14 protein-coding genes are annotated in these 15,811 nt (G+C 35.9%); 3 read left to right on the top strand and 11 right to left on the bottom strand.

From position 1 onward, the window contains the following. Nucleotides 1-87: 87 nt before the first annotated feature. The 7 genes from BELBA_RS03425 to BELBA_RS03455 all read right to left on the bottom strand — a co-directional run bounded on the left by BELBA_RS03425 (nt 88) and on the right by BELBA_RS03455 (nt 6,325). The gene (locus tag BELBA_RS03425; RefSeq protein ID WP_041779500.1) at nt 88-1,344 is read right to left on the bottom strand and encodes a sulfate adenylyltransferase subunit 1; all 1,257 of its coding nucleotides are present in this window, start codon (nt 1,342-1,344) and stop codon (nt 88-90) included. Between the two features lie 138 nt (nt 1,345-1,482). Continuing rightward, nucleotides 1,483-2,382: a sulfate adenylyltransferase subunit CysD gene (gene cysD, locus BELBA_RS03430; RefSeq protein ID WP_014771359.1), complete on the bottom strand. Its 900-nt coding sequence runs from the start codon at nt 2,380-2,382 to the stop codon at nt 1,483-1,485. A 252-nt stretch (nt 2,383-2,634) separates the two neighbouring features. Continuing rightward, nucleotides 2,635-3,339, bottom strand: coding sequence for a phosphoadenylyl-sulfate reductase (locus BELBA_RS03435; protein ID WP_014771360.1), 705 nt, complete (start codon nt 3,337-3,339; stop codon nt 2,635-2,637). Then, complete coding sequence (locus BELBA_RS03440) at nt 3,314-3,586, bottom strand: DUF2061 domain-containing protein (RefSeq protein WP_014771361.1); 273 nt, start codon at nt 3,584-3,586, stop codon at nt 3,314-3,316. The genes BELBA_RS03435 and BELBA_RS03440 overlap by 26 nt, the downstream gene beginning before the upstream one ends. 75 nt (nt 3,587-3,661) lie before the next feature. After that, a complete protein-coding gene (locus tag BELBA_RS03445) occupies nt 3,662-4,078 on the bottom strand; it encodes an RrF2 family transcriptional regulator (protein WP_014771362.1) in 417 nt (138 codons plus the stop codon). An 87-nt stretch (nt 4,079-4,165) separates the two neighbouring features. Beyond that, nucleotides 4,166-4,564, bottom strand: a complete 399-nt coding sequence (locus tag BELBA_RS03450) for a hypothetical protein (RefSeq protein WP_014771363.1) — start codon at nt 4,562-4,564, stop codon at nt 4,166-4,168. 78 nt (nt 4,565-4,642) lie between these two features. Next, nucleotides 4,643-6,325 carry a DUF885 family protein gene (locus BELBA_RS03455; RefSeq protein ID WP_014771364.1) on the bottom strand — a complete coding sequence of 561 codons (1,683 nt, stop codon included), beginning with the start codon at nt 6,323-6,325 and terminating at the stop codon, nt 4,643-4,645. A gap of 61 nt (nt 6,326-6,386) precedes the next feature. Here BELBA_RS03455 and BELBA_RS03460 point away from each other — a divergent pair, with 61 nt between their 5' ends. Beyond that, nucleotides 6,387-6,602 carry a hypothetical protein gene (locus BELBA_RS03460; protein WP_041779213.1) on the top strand — a complete coding sequence of 72 codons (216 nt, stop codon included), beginning with the start codon at nt 6,387-6,389 and terminating at the stop codon, nt 6,600-6,602. Nucleotides 6,603-7,067: 465 nt separating this feature from the next. Next, nucleotides 7,068-7,844 carry a Rossmann-like and DUF2520 domain-containing protein gene (locus BELBA_RS03465; RefSeq protein WP_014771365.1) on the top strand — a complete coding sequence of 259 codons (777 nt, stop codon included), beginning with the start codon at nt 7,068-7,070 and terminating at the stop codon, nt 7,842-7,844. Between the two features lie 125 nt (nt 7,845-7,969). Here BELBA_RS03465 and BELBA_RS03470 read toward each other — a convergent pair whose 3' ends face one another. The 3 genes from BELBA_RS03470 to BELBA_RS03480 form a co-directional block, all read right to left on the bottom strand. Then, on the bottom strand, nt 7,970-8,827 hold the full coding sequence (locus BELBA_RS03470; protein ID WP_014771366.1) for a pirin family protein: 858 nt from the start codon (nt 8,825-8,827) through the stop codon (nt 7,970-7,972). Nucleotides 8,828-8,939: 112 nt separating this feature from the next. Then, a complete protein-coding gene (locus BELBA_RS03475) occupies nt 8,940-9,941 on the bottom strand; it encodes an acyl-ACP desaturase (RefSeq protein WP_041779214.1) in 1,002 nt (333 codons plus the stop codon). Nucleotides 9,942-10,082: 141 nt separating this feature from the next. Next, the gene (locus BELBA_RS03480) at nt 10,083-10,967 is read right to left on the bottom strand and encodes a YncE family protein (RefSeq protein WP_014771368.1); all 885 of its coding nucleotides are present in this window, start codon (nt 10,965-10,967) and stop codon (nt 10,083-10,085) included. Between the two features lie 212 nt (nt 10,968-11,179). Here BELBA_RS03480 and BELBA_RS03485 point away from each other — a divergent pair, with 212 nt between their 5' ends. Next, complete coding sequence (locus tag BELBA_RS03485) at nt 11,180-12,418, top strand: dipeptidase (RefSeq protein ID WP_014771369.1); 1,239 nt, start codon at nt 11,180-11,182, stop codon at nt 12,416-12,418. Between the two features lie 105 nt (nt 12,419-12,523). Here the strand turns inward: BELBA_RS03485 and BELBA_RS03490 are convergent, their stop codons facing one another. Continuing rightward, complete coding sequence (locus BELBA_RS03490) at nt 12,524-15,679, bottom strand: histidine kinase N-terminal 7TM domain-containing protein (protein WP_014771370.1); 3,156 nt, start codon at nt 15,677-15,679, stop codon at nt 12,524-12,526. Nucleotides 15,680-15,811: the final 132 nt, after the last annotated feature.

The following is a 15,811-nucleotide window of genomic DNA, read 5'->3' on the forward strand; positions in this document are numbered from 1 at the left end:
AAAGTACCAAGTACGATGTACAATGTGTTTCATGTACCTTATATGTTTTGATTTTTAGTAGATTCTAAAATCTACCTTCTAAAATCTTCAATTTATAAACCCAACACTGACTGTATCAAATGAACCTTCATCTATCAAAATAAAGCTGCCTGTTGATTTATTTTGTTTATAAGAATCAAAGTGAATCGCTTTGCTCAATTTGAATGTCACCTGTCCGATATCATTGAGTTTTAACTGATCGGTTGCCTCTTCTCCAGAAAAATCCGTATGTATTCTTCCCTGAATGCTCTCAACTTTCGCTAGGACTCTGTTGACTCCATGTTGAAGCGTATATTTATCTCCAACCTTCAATGGTTTGGCATTGACTTGACAGATGGTTGCAGAGATTGATTTTTCTGATTTTGGCAAATCGGAATTTTTCACGATGGTATCACCTCTACTCACATTCACCTCATCTTCCAAAGTAATCGTGATTGATGAACCTATTGCTGCCTCTTCTACTTCTTTTTCAAAAAAGTGAATGGATTTGATTTTGGAGGTTGTCATTGAAGGCAAAACCGTGATGCTATCTCCTTTTTTCAGATTTCCACCGTAAACTTTCCCTGCAAAACCCCTGAAGTCGTGGTAAGCTTCTGTTTTTGGTCTGATGACAAATTGAACAGGGAATCTTGCAGCACTACTTTCTTGTAAATCTGCCGGTTCCAAAACTTCTAGGTGATCTAAAAGTGTATTTCCGATATACCAATTCATCAAGTCAGATTTTTTGGCAATATTCTCGCCTTTCAAAGCAGAAATTGGAATAAAGGTGATTTGGTCTGTAGAGAAGTTACTTTTCGCAACCAATTCCTCAAAATCAGATTTGATTTTCAAATACACCTCTTCATCATAGTCAACCAAATCCATCTTGTTGACCGCAACAACCACATGACTCAATCTTAGCAAATTGCTGATAAAAAAATGGCGATAAGTCTGCTCTATCACACCTTTTCTAGCATCAATTAAGATAATGGTAACTTGAGAAGTCGAAGCCCCTGTAACCATATTTCTTGTGTATTCCACATGACCTGGTGTATCAGCTACGATGAAATTGGTCTTGTCGGTATTGAAATAAATATGCGCTACATCGATGGTAATTCCTTGTTCCCGCTCGGCTACCAATCCATCTGTCGCCAAAGAAAAATCCAAGTAATCATATCCACGTTGTTTGCTATTTCTTTCGATTGCTTCCAATTTATCAGAAGTTAGTGAACCTGTATCATACAATAATCTTCCAATCAAAGTACTCTTCCCATCATCCACCGAACCGGCAGTAGCTATTTTTATTAATTTTCTATTTTCAGCCATTTTACTATTTTTTACTCTCGCGGATTTCGCAGATTCCACAGATTTTTTGAATTACTTTTTACATTTTCTACTTGAGAAAGTTACAATACTGATGACTACGAATTTCCCTTCTTGAATCTTATCTCTTGACTCTTGCTTCTAAAAATACCCTACTTTCTTCCGCTTTTCCATCGATGCTTCGGAGCGTTTGTCGTCGATTCTTGCTCCTCGTTCTGAGATGGTTGAAAGTCGAATTTCATCAACAACTGCTTCCAAGGTATCCGCATCTGAAAGTACAGCAGCTGTACAAGTCATGTCACCAACTGTTCTAAATCGCACCATTCTTTCTACTACTTTCTCAGAATTATCTCTGTAAACATGCTGATTTGCTGTCCATACCATCCCATCTCTAAAGAACACTTCCCTTTTGTGAGCGAAATAGATAGAGGGAATTTTCATGTTTTCATTTTTGATATATTCCCAAACATCCAATTCTGTCCAGTTTGAGATGGGGAAAACTCTTACATTTTGACCTTGCTGGATTTTCCCATTAAGCATATCAAAAAGTTCTGGTCTTTGGTTTTTTTCATCCCACTGACCAAAATCGTCCCTTACTGAAAACACACGTTCCTTTGCCCTTGCCTTTTCCTCATCCCTTCGAGCTCCCCCGATACAAGCATCAAACTTAAATTCTTCTATCGCATCCAGTAAAGTGGTCGTCTGAAGCGTATTTCGGCTCGCATACCTTCCTCGCTCCTCGGTAACTTTTCCTTGATCGATTGAATCTTGTACATTTCTGACAAGCAATTCCAAGCCAAGTTCTTCGACTAGCTGATCTCGGAATGCTATGGTCTCTGGAAAATTGTGACCGGTGTCAATATGTAAAAGCGGAAAAGGAATTCTCGCCGGGTAAAATGCTTTCTGTGCCAATCTTACCAAAGTAATGGAGTCTTTCCCACCAGAAAAAAGTAATACAGGCTTCTCAAATTGAGCTGCAACTTCTCTCAAAATATGAATAGATTCTGCTTCTTTTGGATTTGGTATGAATAGGTTTGACATATTTATTTTAAATTTTAGAATTTAGATTTTTGTCGAAAATTGCAACAGCCATCATTTTCATGTTTTATCTCTGTAATTTTATTAGCAGTCTGAAGACTGCAAGTTTTTGGTCAAAGACTAAAGTCTTGAATCATTTGTTACCCACTTCAATATTCTTTATTCGATATTCTAAATTTTTAATAATGAATTCCGAATGATGAATATTGAAGTTTGGTTAAAGCTGTCTTGAATCTTGCGTCTTATGTTTTTCATCTATTTAGCATGCAATCCACACTCTTTCTTCGATTCTTCCCACCACCATCTTCCTGCTCTGGCTTCTTCGCCTTCTGAGATTGCTCGCGTGCAGGGAGCACAGCCTATGCTGATAAATCCTTTGTCATGCAGGGGATTGTAGGGTATGTTTTCTTGATTGATGTAAGCGATCATTTCATCATAAGACCAATCAAGCAATGGATTGTATTTGATAATTTGATTGGCTTCATCCCATTCCAACTTTTGCATATCACTTCTATTTGGACTTTGCTCCGCTCTTAACCCAGTTACCCATATGCTTTTTCCTGCCAAAGCTCTCTTAAGTGGTTCAACTTTTCGGACATAGCAGCAAGATTTCCGGTTTTCTACTGAATCATAAAAACCATTAATTCCTATTTCTCTGACCAAAGACTCCGCCGAAGATTGCTCTGGATAAAGCACTTCAATTCTTTTTTTATATTTACTTTCTGTGCGGGCGATCAAGTCTAAAGTTTCAGGAAATAACCTCCCTGTATCCAAAGAAAAAATATGTATGGGGATATAATTGTCTGCAATCATTTGAGTAATCACTTGATCTTCTTGACCCAGAGAAGTAGAAAAAACAACCTTTTCTCGAAAAAGATCAGCTAGGAATTGTAAGCCGTTTACAGGACCCAACTCATCTATCTTAAGCCTTAACTCAGGCAAACTCTTTTGTATGTTCATCTTTTTTCTCTTTTGTGAATTTTTCCCAAACTCTTTCATGAAAATAGTAGAGGACAATCTTGCTGATTACCTCAATTGAACCTATCGATAGAGCCATTTTCAATTGGCCAGTAATGAAATATGATATGACAATGGTGTCGAATGTTCCGACAATCCTCCAGGAAATAGATTTCAGGAAACTCTTGATATTGCTATCCTTTCCTGTGTTGTCCACAAACCATTTTTTGATCGGTTGATCCAGAATCATAATACTTTTATTAAAAGTTGAATTACAAAAGTATACAAACTATATAAAAATAATAGGGTTTATGGAGAAAAAATTTTACTCTTTATCTAAAATGTCTGCTAATGATTTGTTTTCCAATACATTAAGCATTTCGTCTCTTACTTGAATCATGACCTTATTGAGTCCACATTCAGCTTCACTTTGACACTCTGCACAGGGTTCGTAATAGTTTAAACTCACACAGGGCAACAAGGCTATCGGACCATCCAATAGTCTAATCACTTTTGATAAAGCCACATCTTTAGGTTCTTTGATCAAATAATAACCTCCACCTTTTCCTTTTTTTGAGCCAAGAATCCCTGCTTTCTTTAACTCTAAGAGGATGTTTTCTAAAAATTTGTGGGAGATACCATAAGCAGCGGCGATATCTTGAATCAAGACGGTCTTTTGATCTCTATTTTTACCCAAGTAAGTCAGGGCATGAAAAGCATATTTAGTTTTTTTGGATAGCATAGTTACAAAAATAGTCTTTTTATCTGATTTGAAAAGGAAGCAAATCTCAAGGCATCCAAAGTATCTAAAATGTCAATATTGATAAATTCAATCCACTCTTATCCTCACACTTCCCTTTGATATTTGATTGACATAAACCTGTGGCAAATATTCTCTCCCATAGGACTTGATACTTACAACTTTTGCTTTTCCTTCCAATTCTTTATTCAACTGATCTTCAAAATTCATAGCGGCTAGTTCTGCACCCACACTTTGAGGATAAATCCGCATAATCTCGTATCCTTTTTCCACCTCAATCAAACTGAATGTTGCCGCATCACAAAAATTGACCAAATCACTTAACAGTCCTGCTTCTGACAATTCAACTTTTGCAATTTGATAAACTTCTGGATAGAGCAACAAAGACGACTGCGGTTTTCCTTTTCCTTCTTGCGCATTTGCCTGAAATGCTAGGAGAATAAATAAAATAAGAGGTAGAGTTTTCATAAACATTTTTTTACTAGACGAACATAACTATGGAAACGCTACCTTCTTACTAAGGTTTTATTTATTTGGGAAGTGACTTTACTTCAAAAACTTCCAAGAACTCCTAAAATCTCTCGGCAAATCCTCTTTCATCCTTGCCCTGAGGAGTTCAATCGGCATGTAATTTTGTGTAATGAAATAGTCGTGAAATTCCTTTTCGGTCATCTTTCCCCCTTCGACCATTTCTTGTCTCAATTGATAGACTTGAGTACCACCAATCATGTATGCCAATTGATAAAGCGGTCCGTAGCTTCCTTCAAAGGATCTGCGAACTTCTGCTTCTGCATTGGCTCTTTCGTGTCCAACTTTATCTACCAAAAAGTCTATACACTGCTGTGGTGTCCATTCTCCTAAGTGATATTTCAGTGAAAAAACAATTCTTGCTGCCCGATGCATTCTCCAAAAAAGCATTCCTACTTTATCTTCTACATTTCTAGGAAAATCCTTGTCCCAAAGATTGAACTCCCAATACAAAGTCCAACCTTCTACCCAAAACGGCGTGTTGAACATCCTTCTGTGAGGAAAATGACGCTGATTCATAAACTGCTGCAAATGATGGCCAGGGATCAATTCATGATGCACCACAGCTCTAGAGAAGTGTGGATTATTGCCACGCATACTCATCATCTTATCTTCATGAGACATTTCAGAAGTAGGGTAAGAAATCAAAATCGACTCTCCTCCCAAAAAGAATGGACTTACTTTTTGCCTCTCGGCTGACATCATCGTTGTCCTCCAAGTTTCTTTTGCCATGTCAGGAATTGTGAGTAAATCGCGCTCCTCCACAAAATCGATGGCTTCATCAGCCATTTCGACCACCATCCCCGGCCATACTCCAGCTGGAACATATTGGTTTTTGACATGCTCCAAAGCTTTTCTCCAATCTTTACCAAAACCCAATTCCTCTGAGGCTTTGATCATCTCAGCTTCACACCAAGCATATTGTTTTTCGCCCTCTTTGATCAACTCCTCAGCCGTGTAGGGGATCATATTGTACTGCAATTCTTTTTCAATATTGATCTTGCCAATTGGCTTTCCTATAATTCCTGATCCATCATCCTTGACCACAGTATTTTCAAAGTGACTTTGAAGAAAACTAGAATAGGCTTTCAAAGTCTGATTCAGACTTTCCATAGGCTTTTTCATCCACCAAGTAAACTCCGGATCATAGTCAAAATAAAATCTATAAGCCTCATCTGTATTTCTCCTCAGCGATTCCACCACAGCTGCAGCAAGTTCTGCTTGTTGCCAAGATGTGTATGGCTTAGCCTTCTTTATCTGCTCCCATTTGTTTTTGGCAAGCCTTACTACTTGATCAAAAGTAGCCGCTAGCTCTTGTGCATTAGGCTTGATAGCTGCTCTTCTTTTTTGATAAAAATCCTCTAAAGGCTTTCCAAAATCCACAACATTTTTAACAGTTTTGAATTCCTCATAAGCTGATTGGTGAAAGTACTGTTGCTTCTCCAAGTAATTCTTGAAAATCTGGTAATCCAATTTCCCATCAAGAGAGTACCTCTCATATGGCATCGCCTGCAATGCACTCAACCAATCAGAATATAGCTTATCAAATCTTTGAAAATATTCCTCTGAATTGGGGTTGTTATATTTTCTACTCAGCGCACTCGCATCTGCTTGATAGCTGCTGATGGCATGATACAACTCGGTCGCAAAGGAAGTTTGGATAATCAAAAAACTGAAGAAGAGTAGAATTAGGTTTTTCATATTCAAATGATATTGGTGAATCTTAAATTGAAATATAATAGAAATAAAAATAGATATAAAGTTGAAATATGATAGATGGGTCAATAACCGATGGCTCGCTGCCGCGGAAATCAAACTCAGTCTTTCTCCCAAATTGACCAAAGGGAGTTATTTGGCAATGGAAGATTTAGGCTTAGAAAAACTCTATATCATCACGCCAGGTATAGAAAAGTATGCCTACGAATCAAATATTGATGTGATTGGATTGCGAGATTTCCTGAACGAAATTATAAGATGATTTATATCAAAAATATGAAAAGAAAAATAATCTCTGATAAAGAATGGTTAAATACTGAACATAGAAAAAAAAGAAATCAGAAATTAAACAGGCATTTTTAAGTGGCTTAATAGGTTTAATTATAATTGCTCTTGTTATTTATTATCACAAAACAGCAGCAACAAAAAGTATTTCGGCAAGTATTAATGGCTACCAATATTGGATATATATATCAATTTTAGGAAGTACAGGACTAGCACTTTTAATCAATTCAGTAATGAAAATTGGAGAAATTAAAAGAAAATATTATTGATTCAATTCTAGTCTTTATCCCTGCAAATCTAAAATTATATTTTAGATTTGCAGGGATAAATTCTTAGTTAAACTCCATAATTATCCTCTCAAAAAATCATGAATCGCTTTTCTTTCCTAAGTAAGAGCTTTATTACTGTTCTGGGTTCATAATATTTTTTTTATATTTCAATCATGAAGTTCAAAATAGCTATTTTGGGTACTGGAAATGTCGCCAACCACTTGGTACCTGCTTTAGAAAATGCTGGTCACACTATTACCGAGATCTATGCGCGAGACATCAATGATGCAGAAAAACTAACAGAAAAAGTTTATGTAGCCGATGCCAAAAGTGACTTGGATTTTTCTGATAGTAAAGCGGAGATTTTTATTTTGGCTGTAAGTGATGCCGCCATCTCAGATCTTGCCGATGAAATCATCCTTCCTGAAGAGAGTATACTTGTTCATACTTCAGGTACCGTTCCCTTAAGCATGTTAGGTTATAGTTCAGCTTCATATACAGGGATCTTTTATCCTTTGCAAACCTTTTCTAAAGGGAGAGAAGTCGATTTTGTAGATGTGCCTTTTTTGATAGAATCTGAGGATCAGGAAACTTTACAGAAATTAAAAAAACTAGCAAAAAGCCTTTCCCCAAGTGTTTTTGTAGTAAAATCAAAGGACAGATTAGCCTTACATGTTGCTGCTGTTTTCGCCAGTAATTTCACCAATCACATGATTCGTTTATCAGAAGAAATCATGGGAAGACAAGGTTTAGATTTTGAAATGCTTAAGCCTCTGATTATCGAATCAGTAAGCAAGAGCTTAGAGTTAGGTGCAAAAAGAGCCCAAACAGGTCCAGCCATTAGAGGCGATTATGGGACTTTAGACCACCATTTTCAATTTCTGAATTACAACGAGCAAGTAGCTGAAATATACCGTCTAATCTCTCAAGACATCATTGATGTGAATTAAAATTGTAAAATTTTAAGATTGAAAAATTAATTTCTTAGTGAATAGGATTTCACTTGGTATTAAAAAGAAAAACACACAATCTTACAACTATTAGATTTGTGCGTTTTTCTTCAAAAATATAATTTTTACTCATGATCCCAAGAACCAAATTTACCTGCCTGATAATCTTGATAAGCTTGCATGATTTCTTGTTGGGTATTCATGACGAATGGTCCCTGAGCAACTATGGGTTCGTTGAACGGCTTGGCATGTCCCAAGATAATGATGGCATCTTCTGAAGCCTTAACAGATACACTTTCTCCATCATTATTGAATTCAACAAGATTTCTGAATGGAATCTTTTCTCCTTGGAGCTCGACAGAACCTTTGACGATGTAGAAGAATACATTTTCTTCTTGAGGAATTGACTTGGTGAATTTCCCTCCTGCTTTTAGATGAATTGTACTCAACATAATAGGTGAAATCGTTTCAAAGGAACCTTTTTGACCTTCCCATTCACCTGAAATTAATTGTACATTCACTTTATCTTCATCCAGTTTGAAGTGATTGATTTCATTTTTTTGTAAGCCGATATATTTGGGTTTTGTCATCTTATGTTTGGCAGGCAGATTTACCCAAAGTTGTAGTATTTCTAAGTCACCACCTTCTTTTTTGAACTTCTCAGAGCTGACTTCAGCATGGATCAAACCGCTACCAGCTGTCATCCATTGAATCCCTCCTGCTTCTATTACTGACTCGTGACCTCCTGAATCCTTGTGCATAATATCTCCTTCCAAGATAAAAGTCACCGTCTCCATTCCTCTATGTGGATGGGGCCCAAAGGGCAAGCCATTGTTGTTTTTTGGATAAGTCTGATGTCCATGATGATTGAGAAAAATAAATGGATCAATCTGTCTGAGTTTGTGAGATGGCAACGGGTTATATGTTATCAAATCTGCAATCGGATGATAATCTGCCGCATGTATTGCTTTTCTTGTTTTCATAGTCATTTTTGTGTGTATATACATGTAATTGATATTTGACTAAAAATGTTCCATTTAGACATAAAAAAAGCATTGAATGAATCATCCAATGCTATCTTTTTTATTGTCATTTTTACTTTAACCATGCGAGTTGTACCTCGTCAGGGGCTTTCATCCTATCAGCAACTTTCATATATCTTTCACCTAAATTGGCAAGATAATCTTGAGCTTTTGAAGCGACATCATTCAAGCCTGTTAATTTTTCGATGTCCCATAGTTTCACCAGGTGATCTATGATTCTTGCATAATCCCAACCGGTATAAACACCAATTTTCTGAGTAATTGCTGAGAATTGATCAAACAAGGATGGGTTTGGGCTTCCTTTTCCCATCAATACTGCTGGCATGACAATCTGCTTACGCATCATTTTCTCAAATGCTAAAATTGCTCCATTAGGATCGATTTTGAAGATCTCAGACATAAAGCTTTTATATGCCTTTTCGTGCCTCGCTTCATCTCCTGCAATAGTCTTACAAATCCTTGACAACACATCATCACCAGCTTTGTCAGCAAGTTTCCCCGTGTTTACGTGAGATACCTTTGTAGCTCTTTCTTGGAAAGAAGTATATATAATGGCTTGATAAGGATCTTTTTCAGATTTTGGATCAAAACCATTGTAAATCAATCTATGTATGGTTTGCTCTACCTTTTTCATATCAGCTCTACCCGAGAGGTAAAGATATTTATTCAAAAGATCGCCATGTCTATTTTCTTCAGCTGTCCATGCCTTGGACCACCTTACCCATCCTGAAGGGCTTAGCAAGTTCCCTTCCTCATTGATGCCTTCCAAAAGATTGAAATAAGTTTGATAACTTGGAAGTGCCTCCTCAGTAATCATATTTCCAATCAAGGATGTAATTACAGTGTCAGGAATTCCAGCTGCTCTTTCTTGAAGTAATTTTACTTGATCAAAAGCATCTAATTTCCCCATGTCAGGAAGAAAATCAGTAGGTTGCCAACAATCGTCTGGATCTACAAGAACGTTATCCACAGCGTGACCGACGAAGCCATCAAGCTGACTGATGACTTCCATGTTTTTTTCTAATTCGTAATTGATATTCTCTGACTTGTTCATATTATAATCATTCAAAACCAAAGAATGACCTCTTAAAATTTATGTTCTCAAGGATCATTTTTGGATAATTGCATTATAAAGATAAGCACAAAATGGGGAAATTCGATGCTAGAAACTCGATTTCTAAATTGAGTTTATCCCTTAATAATTTAATTTATATGCTGCAACCTTATTCTTGAAGAAGGTAGGAACGAAAACTATATTCTCCTCAGCCATATATCCAATATCAGCAGTATTAGACTCAGCGGCTGTAGTATCTAAAAGTTTTGTCTCTTGACCATTTTGGATAATATAAATCTCTCCCTGCCATCTGCTTGCTAGGAATGTATTTTCGTCTAAGATAATCAAGCCATCTCCGCCTGTAACAACTGAATTGATGATCTCAAAGCTACCCTCTGAATTGTACTTTTTCAATCCTGCAGCATCTAGACCATATACCGTGCCGTCATTCCCAATTCTCAATCCATTGATACCTTCTTGTCCTTCTGCAAACAAACTTAGATTTCCATTTTCAAAAAGATGGATCTTTCCAGTATTCATATCAGAAAAATAAACTTTCCCTCCATCTGTATCTACGTCATTAAGAAATTGTGCACCTTCTACAGCAATCCTATTGCTAATTTGTGCTGTTTCTAGATCAATCTCTACCAACTCGTCAATATTGGTTACGTACAACTTGCCGTTACTAATCCCCATTCCTTTTGGTGCATCAATGCCAGATATCCACACATTTTCAATAATTTCACCTGCTTTGTTGATAATAGAAATAGAGCCCTTTCCATCTTTTTCAGTTGGGTTTCCTTCAATATTTGCTACATAAATCTTCCCTGAATTTTCATCTACCAAGACAGATTCGTTTGTAATCAATTCTTCTGAAGTTTCCCATAACATTGTCAATGAAGGTTCTACACTTTCTTCGACAATCTCCTCAGTAGTTTCTGAAGTTTCCGTAGTTGTCCCTGGGCCACAGCTCCATATAATAAATGGAAGCATAAGTGCTAAACTTAGTTTTTGAATAGTTTTCATAATTTGATTTTGTAAAGGTTAAGATTTTTTGAATTTTCAACTTTTTATATTCGCAATTATCATGAACAACAAAATTATTCATCCATTTAATTCCAACATGACTGATAACAATAAAATTGTAAATCTGTTTTAGCAAAAATTTCAACCGCTTATAAATCTTCTAGATAGGGAATTCATTGGTTTTCTTAAATTGAAACTTAAGCCTGAACACTATGAGAAAAATACTAACACTTGCACTTGCTGCGTCCTTGACATTTGCCTGTAACGAAAAACCTGCAGAAGTTGATTATACACAACTGACTGACGAAGAAAGACTTGAAATTGCTAAAGAGTTTACAAAAAACACAATCCTTGTTGATGGGCACATGGACTTGCCTTATAGAATGTATAATCAAGGAAATACCATGACAGGAGAAGTTTATGACTTTATCAACAGGCAAGAAGCTGGAAACATTGATTATGTCAGAGCGCGAGAAGGAGGCATGGATGCACCATTTATGGCAATATATATCCCAGCAGGATATCAAGAAAGTGGAGGCGCAAAAGCTTTAGCAGATACATTGATCATGATGGTCGAAAGACTTGCTAGTACGTGGCCAGATAAAATCGCTCTTGCTAAATCTCCCGAAGAAATAGAGGAAAATTTCAAAAAAGGCCTGCTTTCTCTTCCTATGGGTATAGAAAATGCAGCAGCAATCGAAGACGATCTCAGTAATGTCGCTTACTTTTTTGATAAAGGGATTCGTTATATGACATTGACGCATGGAAAAGATAACTTAGTAGGCGATTCTTCCTATGACGATGCAGAGACTCACGGAGGATTGAGTGAATTTGGTAAAGACGTAGTCAAAGAAATGAACAGACTCGGCATGATTATCGACGTTTCGCACATTACTGATAAGACATTTTTTGACGTGGCTGAACTGAGTACTGCTCCTATCGTGGCGACACATAGTTCAGTCCGAAACTTTACCCCCGGTTTTGAAAGAAATGTATCAGACGAGGTGATTCAAAAAATCGCTGAAAAAGACGGAATGGTGATGATTACATTTGGAGGAAGCTTCTTAGATCAAGCTTATTCTGAGAAAAATACTGCAAATAGGACTCATATTCAGGAATGGCTAGAAGAAAACAACCTGAATAGAAGAGATTCTGCAGCACAGGAATATATTTCCTCTTACACTGCAGCTAATAAGCCTACAGTTCATGTATCAAAAGTTGCTGAGCATATTGATCATGTTGTGAAACTAGTAGGAATAGATCATGTTGGTTTAGGGTCTGATTTTGATGGTGTCGGAGATAGTCTTCCTGAAGGACTCAAAGATGCTTCCATGTACCCGAACCTTATAGCAGAATTGATGAAATTAGGATATTCTAATGAAGATCTTGAAAAGATCTGCTATAAAAATTTCTTCAGAGTTTGGAAAGCTGTTGAAGCAATTGCCGAATAAATTATTAGAATTTCCAAAAGGAGATTAGAAAGTTAGGATTTCAAGTTATTCGAAAATTCAACTTTCTTCCTAGAAAAAAACAAAGGAGGAGTCAAATGATTTCTCCTATGTTTTTTTTGCTTCATCTATTTCTTCACTCAGCGTATCAATGATTTTTTGAATTTCTTTATCAGTTTTTTTGAAAATTTCTTGACTTTCAGACGCTGGAAATTCTTTCAATCTTTCTAGTTCTGATGCCAAATCAATTAGGTTGCTTAATTCTAAATTCAAAGCGACCCCTTTCAAAGCATGCCCCGTTTGTTTAATTTTATTCAGGTTTTGCTCTTGAATATAAGATTCTAAAGTTTTCCGTAATTCAGAAATATTTACTTTACTCACTTCTATCAATTCAAGAAAAAACTCAGGATCAGTAATCTTATATTCATCAAATTTGGATTGATATTGATGTGTTTCGGTTTTCCTATCTCCTTTGAGGTATTTATACAACATGTCAGAAATATCAGAAACTAAAATAGGCTTACTCAAATAATCATCCATTCCTGCCTCTATACATCTATCATGCTCTCCTTTTACAGTACCTGCTGTCAAGGCGATAATAGGAACTCTTTGATTCAAATTTTGCTCAAATTCCCTAATTTTTTTAGTAGCTTCATAACCACTCAACTCTGGCATTTGAATATCCATAAAAACAATATCAGGTTTATGAATTTTAAAAGACTCTATCGCCTCCAAACCATTTTTTGCTTCAAAAATTGACGCTTCAGGGATCAAACTTCTCACAACAGTCTTCGCTAAAAGCATATTGACAGGATTATCATCTACCAATAAAATCTTATTTGCTTTTGTTTTAAGTACATTTGGATTTAAGACTTTCTTACGGAATGTCCCATCAGCCAATTCAGATTTATAAGACCCTTCATCAAATGGAACATCTATTGTAAAACTAAATTTACTTCCCCTTCCCAACTCTGTTTCAAGCTTTAGTTTACTCTCCATGAGTTCTAGTAGTTTATTACAAATAGAGAGTCCCAAACCTGTACCACCATATTTTCTTGTTGTCGTATTATCTTCTTGTGCAAACGCTTCAAAAATCACTTTCTCTTTCTCTTTTGATATACCTATTCCCGTATCTCTGACGCTAAAGGTAATCCCAGCAATCTGCTTAGCAGGATTAATATCATTGACTTGAATAGCTAATTCTATCTCACCTTCTTTAGTGAATTTGACAGCATTACTCAGCAAATTCATGATAATCTGCTTTATTCTTGTAATATCCATCACCACCACTTCTGGAATATTCAAATCAAGAGAAAGAATTAATTTGATATTTTTCTCTTCAGCCTTAGGTTTAAAAATAGATAATAACTCTTCAGCAATTTCCCGAAGATTCAATATCACAGGACTCAGCTCGAGTTTTCCTGCCTCAATTTTAGAAAAATCCAAAATATCATTAATTAATTCTAAAAGTAAATTACCGGATTGGGTTATAGATTTAAGATAATCCCTTTGCGTTTCATCGAGACTAGTTCTCATTAATAAATCTGAAAAACCGATCACACCATTTAGTGGAGTTCTGATTTCATGACTCATATTTGCTAGAAATTCTGATTTAGCAATATTTGCATCTTTGGCTTGCTGCATAGATTCAAACAGATTTTGCTCCAAACTTTTTCTTTCCAAAGCATTAGAAATACTATCTGCAAAACTTAATAAAAGAGCAGCCTCTGCTTCGCTCCAAACTTTCTCTTGGGTACAGTCGTCGAAGCCCACATAACCCCAAAAATCATTCTCAACAAAAATTGGAATAAGAAGAATGGATTTGATTTTCTGACCTTCTAGCAATTCCTTCAAATCATGATCCTCTAGTTGGGAAACAATTGCTTGGTAAACTTTATTTTCTTTCAAGAAATCAACTGCCTCACCAAACATATTCATAGGCAAACCTTGAAGCTCTGGGTTATTAATTTGTGGAGGAACTCCACTTGCACTCCATTCAAACCGCTGTGAACTAAAGAGACTACCTGCTTCATCCTGACTGTTTTCAAAAAGATAGGCTCTATCAACAGACGCACCTTCCCCCAAAATAGTAATGGCTTTTTGTGTAGCAATCGAAAAATCCGGATTAGATAGCAATTCTTTGGTAGCCATAGCAATTGATTTCAGCATTTTTTCATTTTTCAGCAAACTTTCATTTGCAAGCTGAAGCTTACTTTCATTGTATTTGATTCGCTCTTCAGAATTTTTTTCTATCGTAATATCTCTAAATATTATATAATGAATTGCCTCGTTTCGATCCTCCAAGTCTACCACAGAATCCCTTTTTACCAAAAATGTTTGTCTTGGATTTACTTGAAACTCCATAGGTTTTGGCTCCTGTAAAAGATCAAAATAAACTTTGAGACTTGGCCACTTTTGGACTACACTAAACTTATCAAGAGGCGCATAAAGTTCTAATTGTTTTAGTACTGTTTTATTTTGAGCTACGACATGTCCAACCTGATCCAAAATAATCACCCCATCATTCAGTTCATTAAAAATTTTCTCGAATGCTATAGGCATTGTTTTGAGCATATTCAATTTAAATAATCCAAAAGACATGATCAATGCACTTATTGCTAAAGAAAAAGGAACTAAATCAACTTGATAGGTATGAAAACCAATCAAATCTATGATATGAGTTGCCCAAGGAATTAGTGTTGCAAGAAGGAACACATAAACTTGTTTTGAATAAGTCTTTGGGATGAAAAATAGCATCCGAAATAAAAGAATATTTGTGACGATCACAAGTGTGATGTTATAGCCTCCATAAATCCAGTGTAAAGGCCCCGCCTCAAATTGAATTGCTGAAAAGTGCTTATTTTCAATAATATCAAAGGATCTATAAAAAAGCTGATGAAAAGAATTTGTCAGCAAAAGAACAAGAAAAAAAATAGCTGAACCAAGCAGTAAAATCAAGTTCTTTTTGGTCAAAAACCGATCATTCCCTGTAAACTTAAGCATAAAAGCCAAAAGCAAGGGTGTGATAAATACACCACCTACAAATTCTGCTTTGTAAAAACCAACGATAAAAGCTCTTTCTGTTGAGATGATCTCAAAGCCGTACAATATTGCATAGACACAACAACTGATTAAGAGAAAAGTAAAATATTTTTCACCGGATTGATTCCCTCTTTTTATGTTCATTATTATAAGAAACAAAAACAGTGTACTTGTTGCAAAAACTGGAAATGAGATTAAATTAAATTGAAGTTGCTCTAACATATTCTTACTATAAAAGTCAAGTGTGAATTTACAAAAATTATAGATTTAATATAAAAATCACTAGATAATAAGTGGCTATTCTATCTTTAATCACCCAATTTTTCTTACTTTGAGGCATCAAATTTGTATTTC

The sequence above is a fragment of the Belliella baltica DSM 15883 genome (assembly GCF_000265405.1).
GTDB lineage: Bacteria > Bacteroidota > Bacteroidia > Cytophagales > Cyclobacteriaceae > Belliella > Belliella baltica.

Excerpts from the sequence above, each read along its gene's own strand:
- BELBA_RS03425 (WP_041779500.1), bottom strand. The coding sequence starts at position 1,344 with ATGGCTGAAAATAGAAAATTAATAAAAATAGCTACTGCCGGTTCGGTG.
- cysD (WP_014771359.1), bottom strand. The coding sequence starts at position 2,382 with ATGTCAAACCTATTCATACCAAATCCAAAAGAAGCAGAATCTATTCAT.
- BELBA_RS03435 (WP_014771360.1), bottom strand. The coding sequence starts at position 3,339 with ATGAACATACAAAAGAGTTTGCCTGAGTTAAGGCTTAAGATAGATGAG.
- BELBA_RS03440 (WP_014771361.1), bottom strand. The coding sequence starts at position 3,586 with ATGATTCTGGATCAACCGATCAAAAAATGGTTTGTGGACAACACAGGA.
- BELBA_RS03445 (WP_014771362.1), bottom strand. The coding sequence starts at position 4,078 with ATGCTATCCAAAAAAACTAAATATGCTTTTCATGCCCTGACTTACTTG.
- BELBA_RS03450 (WP_014771363.1), bottom strand. The coding sequence starts at position 4,564 with ATGAAAACTCTACCTCTTATTTTATTTATTCTCCTAGCATTTCAGGCA.
- BELBA_RS03455 (WP_014771364.1), bottom strand. The coding sequence starts at position 6,325 with ATGAAAAACCTAATTCTACTCTTCTTCAGTTTTTTGATTATCCAAACT.
- BELBA_RS03465 (WP_014771365.1), top strand. The coding sequence starts at position 7,068 with ATGAAGTTCAAAATAGCTATTTTGGGTACTGGAAATGTCGCCAACCAC.
- BELBA_RS03470 (WP_014771366.1), bottom strand. The coding sequence starts at position 8,827 with ATGAAAACAAGAAAAGCAATACATGCGGCAGATTATCATCCGATTGCA.
- BELBA_RS03475 (WP_041779214.1), bottom strand. The coding sequence starts at position 9,941 with ATGAACAAGTCAGAGAATATCAATTACGAATTAGAAAAAAACATGGAA.
- BELBA_RS03480 (WP_014771368.1), bottom strand. The coding sequence starts at position 10,967 with ATGAAAACTATTCAAAAACTAAGTTTAGCACTTATGCTTCCATTTATT.
- BELBA_RS03485 (WP_014771369.1), top strand. The coding sequence starts at position 11,180 with ATGAGAAAAATACTAACACTTGCACTTGCTGCGTCCTTGACATTTGCC.
- BELBA_RS03490 (WP_014771370.1), bottom strand. The coding sequence starts at position 15,679 with ATGTTAGAGCAACTTCAATTTAATTTAATCTCATTTCCAGTTTTTGCA.